This window comes from Stenotrophomonas sp. As-7 (assembly GCF_030291015.1).
GTDB lineage: Bacteria > Pseudomonadota > Gammaproteobacteria > Xanthomonadales > Xanthomonadaceae > Stenotrophomonas > Stenotrophomonas lactitubi.
Genome location: NZ_CP127405.1, coordinates 2,786,560 through 2,798,585, shown reverse-complemented (window position 1 = coordinate 2,798,585; position 12,026 = coordinate 2,786,560). Strand labels below are relative to the sequence as shown.

Below are 12,026 nucleotides of genomic sequence, written 5' to 3'. Positions count from 1 at the left end.
CACCGTGAGCGCCACCGTCACCGCATCAGGCGGTTACCGCACTCAGAAGCGGTAGCGGCCCTGCACGTAGAAGGTGCGCGGTGCGGCCACCATGCGCCCGGCGTTGCCATCCACGTTGCGGGTGTACCAGCGCTTGTCGGCCAGGTTGTTCACGCCCACCGCAATCTCGCTGTCGGCCAGCCAAGGCAGCTGCCAGGCGGCCTGCGCGTTCCATAGGCGTACGCCCGGCACGCGGCCTACGCGCGCATCGGCGGTTTCGTTCCAGGTGTTGGCGGCATCGGAGAACTGGCCGCTCTGGTGGGTGCTGGACACGTTGAAGGTCCAGCCGGCCAGCGCATAACGGGCGCCGATGCTGTCGGTATCGCGCGAATAGAACGGCACATCCAGGCCACGATTGTCGCCGGACTGCTGGATGGCCTTGGTCCAGGTGTAGTTCGCGTACAGCTCCAGCCCGGCCAGCGCGCTGCTCTCGGCGAAGCGGTATTCGATCGCGCTTTCCACACCCTTGTGGTCGGTGGCGCCGATGTTCTGGAAGGTGGGCGGGGTGATGCCCGGAATCTGCAGGATCTGGTTGTCGAAGCGCATCTTGAATACGGTCACTTCCGCACGCAGCGCGCCATCCTGCCAGCGCGCACCCAGTTCGGTGGTCCTGGCGATTTCCGGGTTCAGCGGATTGGTCGCGCTCTGCGAGTTGAGCTGGATGTTCTGCACCGGCCCGAAGGAGGTGGTGTAGTTGCCGAACACGGTCAGCTGCGGGGTCAGCAGGTAGGCGACGTTGAGCGAGGGCAGGGCCTTGTCGTTGCGGCTGCTGAAGGTTGCGCCGCCACCGGCCTGCCGGCGGTCCATGTCTATCCACTCCATGCGCACGCCGGGGGTGATCCGCCACTGGCCGATGGCGATGCGGTCATCAACGTAGAACGAGTGCGCATCGGTAGCGTTGTCGAAGCGGGTGGTGGCACTTTCCACGCCGGTGCGGCGCACCACCGTGTAGCTGCGGTCATTGCCGCGCTCGCGCAGGAAGCGGTAGCCGGCGGTGATGTCGTGCACGCTGCTGCCCCAGTGCAGGCGCTGGGTGTAGCGCGGCTCAATGCCGAGCACGCGGTAGTCGCGTGGCTGCACGGTGATCTGCGTGTTGGCGGCGTTGATCAGCGAGCTGGCGCGGTTGCTTTCGTTGTAATACGCAAGCACCTCGAACTCGCTGTTCTGCGACAGCGTGTTGGTGTAGCCCAGGTCGACGCCGGTGCGATGGCCCTTCCAGAAGTCGGTCGGCCGGGTGTTCTGGAACGGATCGGTCTCGTACTGGGCGCGGGTCAGGCCACCCGGAGTCAGCGAGCGCACGTCGTAGTACGAGAGTTTGGCGCGCAGTTCCTGTTGCGCATCGATGGCATAGGCGAACTTCAGTGCCAGGTCGTCGAAACGGTCATCGCTGCCCTGGCGCCAGCCGCGGCCGTCCTGCCCGGAATACAGCAGGGCCATGCCCAGGCCGTTGTCGGCGGTGCCGCCGAGGAACGCGTTGTACTGAGTGCTGTCGCCGCCGCCGTGGTCGTAGGCGCTGTAGCGCACGCCGGCCTCGCCGTGCAGGCCGGCCGCGGTCGGAATCGCACGGGTGCTGAAGTTGATGATGCCGCCGACATTCTGCGGCCCGTAGCGCACCGCACCGCCGCCACGCACCACGTCGATCGACTCGATGTTGGCCAGGCTGGCCGGGGCGAACGACAGCTGCGGCTGCCCGTACGGCGCAACCGCCAGCGGCACGCCGTCCAGCAGGACGGTCGAGCGCGGCGAGTAGCGGCCGGTCAGGCCACGCACGCCGATGTTGAGCGACACCGAGCTGCCGGCGGTGCCGGAGTTGTCGGTCACCTGCACGCCGGGAATGCGGCGCATGGCATCGCCCAGGCTGGCGGCGCCGTTGGCCTCGATGCGCTGGCGATCAACCACGGTACGTGCGCCGGCGAAGCTCTTGACGCTGTCGTGCAGGCCGGTGCCCAGCCAGCTGCCCGATACCTGGATGCTGTCGAGCGTGGTGGCGCTGTCCTGCGCGAAGGCGCTGGCAGCCGGGATCAGGCACAGGGCGAGGGCGGCGGCCAAGGGCAGGCGGGCCGGTTGCAGGGCAGGGATGGACATCGTTGCGGGCAGTGGAAGGGCGTAAATGAGAATTATTGCTGATTCCATTCGCCATTGGAATCGGCACACGGTTCAGCGCTTTGACCCGGTGGTAAAGTGATCAATTGCCTCCTGACCCGCTGAGATCTGCCATGTCCACTGCTGCTTTCTACCCCGTCGGAACCCCTGGCCAGCCGTGGGGCGTGGCGGAACGGGAGCAGTGGCGTGCGCGCCAGCAGCGCCTGCGCCGTTACGACGAGGAAGTGCTGCCGCGCATCGATGCACTGGCCGAGCGCTTCGACAAGGTGGCTTACGGCCAGCTCGACTATGCAGGCGAGACCTATACCCTGTTCGCCCTGCGCAGCCGCGACTGGAACCCGGCACTGCCGGCCGCGCTGGTGACCGGCGGTGTGCACGGCTACGAGACCAGTGGCGTGCTGGGCGCGCTGGAATTCCTCGAAGAACACGCCGACACCTATGCCGGCAAGGCCAACCTGCTTGTCGCGCCGTGCGTGAATCCATGGGGCTTCGAGCGCATCAACCGTTGGAACTTCGATGCGATCGACCCGAACCGCAACTTCCGCGCTGACGGCCCGGCCCGCGAATCGACGGCGCTGATCGAACTGATCGCACCGTTGAAGGGCCAGTTCGTGCTGCACATCGACCTGCACGAAACCACCGACAGCGACGAGAGCGAGTTCCGTCCCGCACTCGCCGCGCGCGATGGCAAGCCGTTCGAGCCAGGCCTGATTCCCGATGGCTTCTACCTGGTGGATGACAGCGAGAATCCGCAGCCGGCGTTCCAGCAGGCCGTGGTCGCCGAAGTGGAGAAGGTCACCCATATCGCACCGGCCGACGACAAGGGCGAGATCATCGGTTCGCCGGTGGTCGCGCATGGCGTCATCGAGTACGCGCTGGTGCCGCTGGGCCTGTGCGCCGGCATCACCGGGGCGAAGTACACCACCACCACCGAGGTCTACCCGGACAGCCCGCGGGCGACGCCGCAGCAGTGCAACGACGCGCAGGTGGCGGCGGTGTGCTCGGCGCTGGATTACGCGCTCGCCAACCCGTGATCTGCTGACCTCCTGTGCATCCACGCCATGCGTGGATGCGGCAATTCAGCGTGCAGTAGATCCACGCCATGCGTGGATGGGGCGCCGTTGATGCATCACCCCAATGCCTCGGCCCACCACAACGCCGCCGGCCCCGGCGGCGTATCGCGGCGCCACACCAGGTCGCTGTGGATGCGGCGCGGCCAGCCAGGCACGCGCAGCTCCAGCAGGCGGCCACGGTCGTAGCGCTGCACCAACGCACGCGGCAGCTCGGCCCAGCCGATGCCGTCCTCGGCCATCTCCATCACCATCAGGTAGTCCGACGCAGTCCATGCCGGCCCGCTGATCGGCGGCGCGTGGTCGACCTGCGCGCTCAGCCGCACCTGCCGGTGCCGGGCCAGCTGCGCCGCCGCGCGCACGCCGGCCTGCGCCAGTGGATGGTCGCTGGCCACGTACACCGCCAGTTCGCTGTGGTGGGCCAGGGGCTGGGCCACCAGCGCATCGGGGTACTGCGCCTGGCGCGGCAGCAGTCCCAGCCCGGCGCGGCCAGCATCCACCAGTTCCAGTACGTCCCGTCCTTCGGCATCCAGCCATTCCAGTTCGATCTCCGGAAATGCCTCGGCAAACCGCTGCAGCACACGTTGCGCCGGATCGAGCTGGTAGACATCGGAGAACACCACGGTCAGGCGTGGCTCCACGGGTGCGGCCAGACGCACGCTCAGCTGCTGCAGGCGCGCGTCGGCGGCAAGGATTTCCTGCGCGTGGCCCAGCACCTGCCGGCCGGCGTCGGTCAGCTGCGGGTAGCGGCCGCTACGATCGAACAGGACCATGCCCAGGTCCGCCTCCAGATGGGCGATGGCGGTACTGACCGTGGACTGGGTCTTGCGCAGCCGGCGCGCGGCCGCCGAGAACGAGCCCAGCGCGGCGGCCTCGACGAAGGCCTGCAGGGATTCAGGGGAATAGGGCATTGATCCATCGCTCCTGTCGATGGAATCCATTTTGATACCACCGTAAAAGGCGATGATACTGGCCGCCGTCGCCCCTGTCTGCGGGTGTTTTGGATCATCCACGCACGGCGTGGATCTATTGACGACGGGGCGCGGTCCCCGTCCCGCAAGGAGCTTCACATGTCCCGTACTGTTCCCGCCCGTGGCGCCTTCGTCGCCTGGGCCTGCCTGACCGTGGCGATCGTCGCCGAAGTGGTCGGCACGTCCTTCATGGCCCATGCCGCCCGCGATGGCGGCTGGACCGGTTATCTGGTGATGGCCGCCGCGCTGGCGCTGTCCTATTACTTCCTGGCGCTGTCGGTGCGCCGTATCGCCGTCGGCGTGGCCTACGCGGTGTGGGAAGGCCTCGGCTTGACCCTGCTGACCGTGGTCGGCATCAGCGTGTTCGGTGAGAGCCTGTCGCTGCAGCAGCTGGCCGGTCTGGTGCTGGCGGTGGTCGGCATCGTCTGTGTCACCCTCGGGGAGGCGCACTGATGAACATGATGGCCCTGTTTTTCGTGATCTGCTCTGCGCTGATCGATGTGGCCGCCAACATGATGGTGGCCAAGTCCGATGGCTTCCGTCGCTGGCGCTGGGGTGTCGGCGCCATCGTGCTGGTCTGGATCGCCTTCGCCCTGCTGGGCCAGGCCGTGCGCTACATGGACCTGGCCACCGCCTATGCGATGTGGGGCGCGATCGGCGTGATCGGTACGGCCACCTGTGGTCGCCTGCTGTTCGGCAATCGCCTGCGCCCGATTGGTTGGGTTGGCATTGGCCTGGTCACTGTGGCGGTGTTGCTGCTCAGTACCGCGAAGTAGCGCGTCGCTGTGCCAACCAAGGTTGGCACCTGCCAGAGCGTGAGCCGCCGCATGCAGGCGCCCCGGGGATGGATTCCCCGGGGCGTTGCTGTTTCTGCTGTACTCAGAAGCGTGCAGTGAAACTCAGCCGGGTGGTCCGGCCGGGGCCGGGCATCAGGCTCATCGCCAGCGTGTCCATGTAGTAGGTGTTGCGCAGGTTGTTGACCGCCAGTTCCACTTCCGTGCGTGGGGTGAACTGCCAGCGCGCATAGAAGTCGTAGATCGCGGTTGGCAGATAGATGTTCTGCAGGCCGGTCGAGCCGGTGGTGTTCCACGGCTTGTCCAGTTCATGGGTGGGGCCGCTGTTGTAGATGCGGCGGATGCCGGTATCCAGTCGCCGGTCGAACAAGCGGAATCCGAGCGTGCTGTGGATCGAGTACTTCGGCGGGTTCTGCGCATTGACGAAGGACGTACCGAAGCCGCCGTCCACGCAGTCCGGCGTGGTGTCCAGCTTGCTCCACTTCGCATACGGGTCGTCGCGCAGGCGCTTGGCCGTGGCCGCATCACAGGTGCGTGCGCGCTGGTAGTAGCTGGCCGACAGGTCCAGGTAGGCAATGCCGGCGTCATAGCCGGACTGCAGCTCGTAGCCGGAGATGGTGTAGTTGTCGACATTGTCGACATAGAACGCCCAGTTGCTGGAATCGAAGCGGCGGGTGATCGCGTTGTCGATATCGTTCTTGAACCATGCCACCTTGAAGGCCAGGCGGTCACCGTCACGCCACAGGTCACGCTTGAGCAGGCTGAAACCAATGTCCCAGGAACGGTTCTTCTCCGGCTTCAGGCCGTTGATCGGCGCCGAGGTGCTGTTGCCCAGCGTCGATTCGAACAGGCTGGGCATCTTCCAGCCTTGTGCGTATTTCACGTAGAAGAAGGCATCCGCATCCAGGTTGAAGCGGGCTTCGGCGTAGGGCGCAAAGCCATGGCCGGAACGACGGATCGCCGGCTGGTAACCCCAGGCGGTGGGAATCTTCTTGGTGTAGAAGCCGTTGGCACCGCGCGGATCGCGCTGGAAGCCGTCGAAGTCATAGGTCTGCCCCAGCGTGCTGTCGCCGTACGGCGTGGCACGCAGCGACTCGAGGGTATAGGCGCCCTGTGCATCCGGATACCACTCCTTGTACCAGCCCGGCAGCAGCTGCCCGTCCTTGCTCAGCCGCGCGAACGTGTAGCGCAGGTCGCGTGACTGGCTGACGTAGGCCACGCGGTTGCGGTCCTGCGTGCGGTAATCGGTGAAGCGCCCGCCGGCGGTCAACGACAGCCAGTCCCACGGCTGCCACTGCAGCGAGGCGACGGCGCTGGCCTCGCGCCGCGTGCCCGAGCGCAGGTAGCGGTTGTTGTTGAAGTCCACCGGCAGCACCGGCGAATTCGGTGCGGTGTCCTCATGCTGGAAGGCGGCGCCGTAGCGCAGCGTCCATTCGCCCAGGCCGTTGCTGAAGCGGGTGGTGTTGCTGCTGTCCACGCCCCAACGCTGGCTCTTCACGTCCGACTGCAGGCCGGGGCCATAGGTCTCGCCCAGCGTGTCGGGCATGCTGTCGCCGGGGTAGTCCTTGAACAGTGGCGTGTTGGCCACGTTGCTGTTGAACATGCGGCTGGTGGCGGTGGTGAACCACAACGTGCTGCTCAGGTCCAGCCACGGATGCGCCTCGGGCCGGTAGCGGTGGCGCAGCGAAGTGGCGTTGACGCGCATGCGCCCGGGTTCGAACTGGAACATGGTGTTGGCCTTGTCCACGTAGGTCACCCATTCGTTGGACTCGCCGACGCGGCCGATGGCCGATGGCATGATTTCGCCGAAGCGGGAATCGAAGAAACGGTGGCTAAGTTCCAGCCGCTGGTCGGGGTTGGGTGTCCAGACGAACTTGAGCAGTACCGATTCGTTGTCGGTGTGGGTGTTCAGTACTTCATCGCCGGGGTGGTAGATCGATGACACCGGCTGGCTGGTCATGCCGGTGCCGCCGCTGGACAGATGCTGGTCGTCGTAGCGGTCTGCACTGTTGCGGCCGGCGAAGTAATTGCCCTGGCGCCGCCGTGCATAGGCCGCCACGAACTGCCAGTCCTCGCCACGCTGGGCGAAAGCCACGCTGCCGTTCCAGTCGCGCGGATCGCGCAGGCTGTTGCGGTTGTCGTTGCCGCGTGCCACCTGCTTGAACACGTGGGTGCGGTCGATGCTGTTGTCGGCCACGCCGGCGCGCACGCGCAGGCCCCAGGGCTGGTCTTCGTCCAGGATGTCGTCGGCAGTGAGCGTTTCCATGTACACCACGCCACCGATGGCACTGGCCGCGTTCGCCGCCAGGCTCGGACCCTTCTCGATGCTGACCGCACTCACTAGATCCGGGTCCAGGTAGCTGCGCTGCTGCACGCCGGCATAGCCACGGTAGACATCGATGGCCTGTTGGCCGCCATCAATGATCACCGGCACCCGGTTCTGGCCCTGCAGGCCGCGGATGTTGACGTCCAGTGCGCCGCCGTTGCGCACATCGCCGGTATGCACACCGACCGCACCAGCCAGGACATCGCCGATCGACTGGCCGCGGAATCGCTCCAGCTGCTGGCGATCCAGATGCACGCGCGAGCCGCTGTCACGGTAGACCGCATCGGCATCGGCCAGGCCCCACGGTGAAGCGCCTTCGCTGGCCTCACCGCCAACACGCAGGGTGCCTATCTGGCGAGCACCATCATTGTCGCGCGCCGGCGCGTGGCGCAGCACGACACCATCGGCATCGCGCTGGAAGGTGAGCCCGGTGCCGGCCAGCAGCTGCGACAGTGCCGCATCCACCGACTCCGCGCGCTGCACGCCGGGGCTGCGCAGGCCACGGGTCAGGCGCGCATCGACGGCAACGTTGAGTCCAGATTGCTGGCCGAAGGCGGTGAGGGCCTGGTCGAGCGGACCGGCAGCGATGCGCCACTGGCTGACTGTTGCGGCGGCGTTCTGTGCATGCGCACTGACTGGCAGGACGGCAGGCACGGTGATGGCCAGGCACAGTGCCAGTGTCAGTGGGCGAGGGGAGGGAAGGGGACGGGGGGACGTCATGGGGCGGTGTTCCGCAATGGGTTCTCCTGTTGTGCAGGGGTGAGATATATCAGGGGGGAGGCTGCGATATCTAGCCGGAAGACCCCGGAAGATGGCGGAAGTTGAAAGCCCGCCTCGCAAAGAGATTGCACGTGGTGCAATTGGCTCAGGGGGCGAAAAGGCCCATCTGGCGGAGGTCGCGATCGCGCAGCTCGGCGCGTCGGATCAGCTTACGAATGCCGCGTTCAGTCATGTCGTACTTCCTGGCCAGCTCCGCATAGGAGGCCCCATCGCGGTGGGCGGCCAGTATCTCACGCTCTCGCTGGCTCAGCTTGAAGGCGTGATTCTTGGGGAACGAAAGCACCTGACCGGACCAGTTCTCGGCCAGCCGGTCAGCAACCGCTGCCCCCACCTGGTCGGCGCGGTCCTGGTCGAGCCCCAGCTCCTTGGCGACGTCGGCCGCCTGGGCGGCGGCATCGGCCAAAAGCTCACTGCGGCGCGCTTCCATCAGGTTCCTGCTCATGGGACGTCCTTCGGTACAGCATGTGCGCGACGGTTTGCATCGTACTGGAGAGCGGCAATCACCTTCTGCAGCTGCTCCTTGTTGCACCACTCGATGCGGGTGACCTTGCACATGCGCAATGCCAGGCTGTGCGCGTAGGCCCAAGGCCGGCCGGCGTCGGCAAGGAGTGCCTCAACCTTGGCCAGCTGAGGAGCCAGATCGCCCTTCGGGCGCCCGGCCCAGCGCTCTGCGGCACGGGCCGACCGCGCCGGCATGCCGCCCAGGCGGCGCAGCTCGTTGGCGATCGCGTCCAGCTGGCGCTGGTCGCAGCTGCCAGCGCTACGCTGCGGCTGGCCACTCTGGCCGGACACGCGCTGCACCAGGTCGCGGTAGACGTCCTCGGCCAGGCCGAGCGCCTTGGCGGCGGCATGGATGGCCGCCAAGGTGCGCTTGCGGCGGTCGGTTGGCGGACGGGTGCGGGCCATTGCTCAGGCCTCCTCTTCCAGTTGGAAGGTGAGCTGCAGGACGTCGAACAGCCTGCTGAGCTGGCCGGTCTGCAGCGCGAAGCGGGCGTCCATTTCCTGCCGTTGCTCGTCCTCGGCCAGTTCCGCCAATGAGTCAAAGGCGCCGTCGAGGAACTTGAGCTTCCGTATAACCAGGTCGTCACTGATCACGAAGGACAGGGTGTCCTCCATGATCAAAGCCAGCCGATAGACCTGCTTGCCTGCCTCAAGGTGCTTTTCCACCTCATCGCAGCGCAGTTCCTGGTGCTGGCAGCGGATCGTGGCACCGCCTTCAACTGGGTCGCGCAGCTCACATTCCTCGCCCAAGGACAGACCGGCCGGGAGCTGCTCGCCAGCGACCCAGCCGGTCATCACGGAACGGGGGGCGACCGCAGCGCGGAGCCTACTGGCCGGGAAGCTCCCAAGCAGGCCCCTTACTTCTGACACTGCGTCGCTCGCGGCCGTGCTGCTGCTGGTGTCCACGAACGCAATGCCCCGCTGGGTATCCACGAACATGTCCACGCGGGCCGACTTGACCAGGGCGCGGGGCAGCAACTCATGCAGCAGATCGTCCTTCATGCGGCGCCGCTCGCGGCCACCTGGACGCTGGCCCTGTGCTTCCAGCGCCTGCAGCCGCGTCTCCAGCATTTCATTGACACTCGCGGCCGGAATGATCTTGGTCTCGGTTCCGATCGCCAGCCAGAGGAACGCGCCGGAGCGGTGCGACAACGCCGCACCGCCCTCACGCCCATACGGAGAAATGAACCCGCGCGACGACAGCTCCAGCGCGCCCACCGGCTGCAGCTGGGACAGCGGCAGCAGCTTCTCCACCTGCGACCAGTCGATCACCGGCGAGAACTGGAACATCGTGAGATTCCGGATGAACATCAGGCCTCCAGCTCCGTGACGCGCAGAAGCTCTGAATCGAGGTCCGGTCTGCCGTCGAAGTCTGTAAGGCGAATGGCACCGTTCGCCCCGCACCAGCCTTCCAGCTCGTCGAATTCCTTCTGCATGCCTACGACGTTGAGGCTCTGGTTCACGTCAAGCACCCAGCCCAGGAACTCAGCGGCCGCCATCTTGACCACGGCCATGACGACGTCACCATCGGCCGCTTCCAGACGCTCTTCGGCCCCAGTCCAGAACGTGTTCAGCTGCGTGGCCAGTTCGGTGGTCAGGACGCGATGGTCGACATCGAGGGTGACCTCAGCATCGCCCCAGTCCTGCTCCACCTTGTAGCGGCGGATGCTCAGGCAACGGGTGGTCTGCGCAGACATCAGTTCTTCTCCTTCAACAGTTGGGCCAAGGCGGCAGTAAGGGCGGTCTGCCAGGCGGGAACTTCCTCCCCCAGCGAATCGAGCAGCCGGCGAATGCCCGGACGGTCTCCGGCAACGATGTGGCCGCCGGCTTGGATCACTGCGATCACTTGGGCCTTCCTGGTCAGCGGATCACGGCGCGCGGGAGCTGCGGCCATCGCACCCCAGCGCAGGCCCTTCGGGGCCTGGGCGCACCAAGCAAGCCAATGGCCCAGGGCGTCGCCCTTCGCGGCCTGGTCGGCCGCTTCGGGTACGCCGGGCACCAGCAGGCAGCCCTGACTCTCGCCCTGACCGTGTCGGGCGCGGGCGCTGACGACCTTGCGCAGCTGGGCGGCTTCGCCGCTGGCAACGAGGATTGCGTGTTCCGGCAGGTGTTCGCCGAACTCGATCAAGCCGTTGGCCCAGCAGTAGGCGATCACGCGGCCACCCCCGGCGCCTGCAGGCGCTCGATGAAGGAGTACTCGATGCCGCAGCCGCCATCCTGCTCCTGGCAGATCACGTACAGCAGCAGCTGCTCAGGATCGCTCTCGACTGTGGAGAGGCTCGCGAACAGCGCGGCGGCGCCGCAGCCGGGGCAACACGTGGAAAGTCGCTGTTCACCGTTCATCGGAATGCTCCTTGTCGAAGAACTGGACCAGGGTCGGCGCGTCGATCCGCCGCTTCATGTCCCAGGGGAACGCGGCGGTGCCGCGTCGCTCGATGTAGGCGATCGCGTTGTTGACGCGCTGCAGGTCTGCCGGGGAACTGGCGCCCTGGCGCGTGTCGAACATCGGATGGCCGTTCTCGTCGCGCCGCTCGTAGGCGAACAACTCAACCTCGGAACGTACGGTGGCGTCAGCGATGTCGCTGGCCAGCACCGCCAGGTAGCAGGCGTCGTGGAGGGCATGCTTAGACATGCTTCACCGCCGCGATATCCAGGCTGATGGGCTGGTACTGCCCCTGTGCATCGCGCTCGTAGAAACGCACATAGGTCTTGCTGCCCACCACAGTCACTGCATCGCTGATCGCCGCCATCGCTTGCGTCCAGCGCGGATCGTCAAACTTCAACCGGCGCAGGGACAGCACCTCTCCGGTCTTGATACTGCCGTCGTTGTCGACACGGAAGGCGTTGTTTACCAGGGTGCGCAGCTCGGCGCGCGAGCCCTCGGTCCAGTCGTTGAGGCATTCATCGATCAGCGCCTTGGCCGCCTGCAGGCGTTCGTCGAATTGGATCGAGTCCTGGACTGCGCGGACGATCTTGAAGCGGCCGTCGTAGCTCATCAGGGTCACGTTGCCCTTGTCGCCGCCAATGGTGGCGCCGTACTGCTCGGCGCTGAGCTGCACGAACGCCGCGATATCGCCGAAGGCAGTACCGCGAAACTCGGCCATCTGCTGATGCAGTTTCCTGGCGCCATTGATCAGCTCGCCGACCAGCTGGTCGCGTGCAAGGTCGATTGCCGCGATCTGGCTTTCCTGAACGAGGCGTCCCTTGCGATCTTCGCGATAACCTTCGGGAATGGTGTGGGTGGTCATTGGGTGCCTCCTTGGACGGCGGAATCGGTATGGAAGTGCATGGGGCGCAGCTGCTCCGGGACGCCTTCGACGTGGACAGGGCTGACGGCGGTGAACCAATCGGCCCGCCATCGGCGCGCGGCGTCGGCGGAAATGCCGAGCAGACATGCGATGCGGAGAGGCGTGAGGGAGCGTTGGTCCTGCGTCCTGGCCCA

14 protein-coding genes are annotated in these 12,026 nt (G+C 66.3%); 3 read left to right on the top strand and 11 right to left on the bottom strand.

Going from position 1 to position 12,026, the window contains the following annotated elements; genetic code table 11:
* Window positions 1–42: 42 nt before the first annotated feature.
* Window positions 43–2,124 (bottom strand): TonB-dependent siderophore receptor, encoded by a 2,082-nt coding sequence (locus QP457_RS12850; protein ID WP_205404383.1) that lies wholly within the window; start codon window positions 2,122–2,124, stop codon window positions 43–45.
* A 131-nt stretch (window positions 2,125–2,255) separates the two neighbouring features.
* Here QP457_RS12850 and QP457_RS12845 point away from each other — a divergent pair, with 131 nt between their 5' ends.
* Window positions 2,256–3,176, top strand: coding sequence for a M14 family metallocarboxypeptidase (locus QP457_RS12845; RefSeq protein WP_205404382.1), 921 nt, complete (start codon window positions 2,256–2,258; stop codon window positions 3,174–3,176).
* A 95-nt stretch (window positions 3,177–3,271) separates the two neighbouring features.
* Here the strand turns inward: QP457_RS12845 and QP457_RS12840 are convergent, their stop codons facing one another.
* Complete coding sequence (locus QP457_RS12840; protein ID WP_033831329.1) at window positions 3,272–4,123, bottom strand: LysR family transcriptional regulator; 852 nt, start codon at window positions 4,121–4,123, stop codon at window positions 3,272–3,274.
* 159 nt (window positions 4,124–4,282) lie between these two features.
* Between QP457_RS12840 and QP457_RS12835 the strand changes: the two genes are divergently transcribed.
* Together QP457_RS12835 and QP457_RS12830 are read left to right on the top strand one after the other, a co-directional pair.
* Window positions 4,283–4,636: an SMR family transporter gene (locus QP457_RS12835; protein WP_032975306.1), complete on the top strand. Its 354-nt coding sequence runs from the start codon at window positions 4,283–4,285 to the stop codon at window positions 4,634–4,636.
* A complete protein-coding gene (locus QP457_RS12830; protein ID WP_108268048.1) occupies window positions 4,636–4,959 on the top strand; it encodes a multidrug efflux SMR transporter in 324 nt (107 codons plus the stop codon). Before QP457_RS12835 ends, QP457_RS12830 begins: the two co-directional genes overlap by 1 nt.
* A 103-nt stretch (window positions 4,960–5,062) precedes the next feature.
* On the opposite strand, the gene QP457_RS12825 is transcribed toward QP457_RS12830, so the two are convergent.
* The 9 genes from QP457_RS12825 to QP457_RS12785 all read right to left on the bottom strand — a co-directional run bounded on the left by QP457_RS12825 (window position 5,063) and on the right by QP457_RS12785 (window position 11,832).
* Complete coding sequence (locus QP457_RS12825) at window positions 5,063–8,023, bottom strand: TonB-dependent receptor (RefSeq protein WP_205404381.1); 2,961 nt, start codon at window positions 8,021–8,023, stop codon at window positions 5,063–5,065.
* 145 nt (window positions 8,024–8,168) lie between these two features.
* The gene (locus QP457_RS12820; RefSeq protein WP_205404380.1) at window positions 8,169–8,525 is read right to left on the bottom strand and encodes a Mor transcription activator family protein; all 357 of its coding nucleotides are present in this window, start codon (window positions 8,523–8,525) and stop codon (window positions 8,169–8,171) included.
* On the bottom strand, window positions 8,522–8,989 hold the full coding sequence (locus QP457_RS12815) for a regulatory protein GemA (protein WP_205404379.1): 468 nt from the start codon (window positions 8,987–8,989) through the stop codon (window positions 8,522–8,524). The genes QP457_RS12820 and QP457_RS12815 overlap by 4 nt, the downstream gene beginning before the upstream one ends.
* 3 nt (window positions 8,990–8,992) lie before the next feature.
* Complete coding sequence (locus QP457_RS12810) at window positions 8,993–9,895, bottom strand: recombination-associated protein RdgC (RefSeq protein WP_205404378.1); 903 nt, start codon at window positions 9,893–9,895, stop codon at window positions 8,993–8,995.
* Window positions 9,895–10,281, bottom strand: a complete 387-nt coding sequence (locus QP457_RS12805) for a DUF2528 family protein (protein ID WP_205404377.1) — start codon at window positions 10,279–10,281, stop codon at window positions 9,895–9,897. The genes QP457_RS12810 and QP457_RS12805 overlap by 1 nt, the downstream gene beginning before the upstream one ends.
* Window positions 10,281–10,712 (bottom strand): hypothetical protein, encoded by a 432-nt coding sequence (locus QP457_RS12800; RefSeq protein ID WP_240196403.1) that lies wholly within the window; start codon window positions 10,710–10,712, stop codon window positions 10,281–10,283. The genes QP457_RS12805 and QP457_RS12800 overlap by 1 nt, the downstream gene beginning before the upstream one ends.
* Window positions 10,713–10,735: 23 nt before the next feature.
* On the bottom strand, window positions 10,736–10,927 hold the full coding sequence (locus QP457_RS12795; RefSeq protein ID WP_205404376.1) for a hypothetical protein: 192 nt from the start codon (window positions 10,925–10,927) through the stop codon (window positions 10,736–10,738).
* Window positions 10,917–11,216 (bottom strand): hypothetical protein, encoded by a 300-nt coding sequence (locus tag QP457_RS12790; protein ID WP_205404375.1) that lies wholly within the window; start codon window positions 11,214–11,216, stop codon window positions 10,917–10,919. The genes QP457_RS12795 and QP457_RS12790 overlap by 11 nt, the downstream gene beginning before the upstream one ends.
* Complete coding sequence (locus QP457_RS12785) at window positions 11,209–11,832, bottom strand: DUF3164 family protein (protein ID WP_205404374.1); 624 nt, start codon at window positions 11,830–11,832, stop codon at window positions 11,209–11,211. The genes QP457_RS12790 and QP457_RS12785 overlap by 8 nt, the downstream gene beginning before the upstream one ends.
* Between the last annotated feature and the right edge of the window lie 194 nt (window positions 11,833–12,026).

What these genes read in the sequence shown, in the direction of transcription:
- QP457_RS12850 (WP_205404383.1), bottom strand. Translation starts at nt 2,124, where the DNA reads ATGTCCATCCCTGCCCTGCAACCGGCCCGCCTGCCCTTGGCCGCCGCC.
- QP457_RS12845 (WP_205404382.1), top strand. Translation starts at nt 2,256, where the DNA reads ATGTCCACTGCTGCTTTCTACCCCGTCGGAACCCCTGGCCAGCCGTGG.
- QP457_RS12840 (WP_033831329.1), bottom strand. Translation starts at nt 4,123, where the DNA reads ATGCCCTATTCCCCTGAATCCCTGCAGGCCTTCGTCGAGGCCGCCGCG.
- QP457_RS12835 (WP_032975306.1), top strand. Translation starts at nt 4,283, where the DNA reads ATGTCCCGTACTGTTCCCGCCCGTGGCGCCTTCGTCGCCTGGGCCTGC.
- QP457_RS12830 (WP_108268048.1), top strand. Translation starts at nt 4,636, where the DNA reads ATGAACATGATGGCCCTGTTTTTCGTGATCTGCTCTGCGCTGATCGAT.
- QP457_RS12825 (WP_205404381.1), bottom strand. Translation starts at nt 8,023, where the DNA reads ATGACGTCCCCCCGTCCCCTTCCCTCCCCTCGCCCACTGACACTGGCA.
- QP457_RS12820 (WP_205404380.1), bottom strand. Translation starts at nt 8,525, where the DNA reads ATGAGCAGGAACCTGATGGAAGCGCGCCGCAGTGAGCTTTTGGCCGAT.
- QP457_RS12815 (WP_205404379.1), bottom strand. Translation starts at nt 8,989, where the DNA reads ATGGCCCGCACCCGTCCGCCAACCGACCGCCGCAAGCGCACCTTGGCG.
- QP457_RS12810 (WP_205404378.1), bottom strand. Translation starts at nt 9,895, where the DNA reads ATGTTCATCCGGAATCTCACGATGTTCCAGTTCTCGCCGGTGATCGAC.
- QP457_RS12805 (WP_205404377.1), bottom strand. Translation starts at nt 10,281, where the DNA reads ATGTCTGCGCAGACCACCCGTTGCCTGAGCATCCGCCGCTACAAGGTG.
- QP457_RS12795 (WP_205404376.1), bottom strand. Translation starts at nt 10,927, where the DNA reads ATGAACGGTGAACAGCGACTTTCCACGTGTTGCCCCGGCTGCGGCGCC.
- QP457_RS12790 (WP_205404375.1), bottom strand. Translation starts at nt 11,216, where the DNA reads ATGTCTAAGCATGCCCTCCACGACGCCTGCTACCTGGCGGTGCTGGCC.
- QP457_RS12785 (WP_205404374.1), bottom strand. Translation starts at nt 11,832, where the DNA reads ATGACCACCCACACCATTCCCGAAGGTTATCGCGAAGATCGCAAGGGA.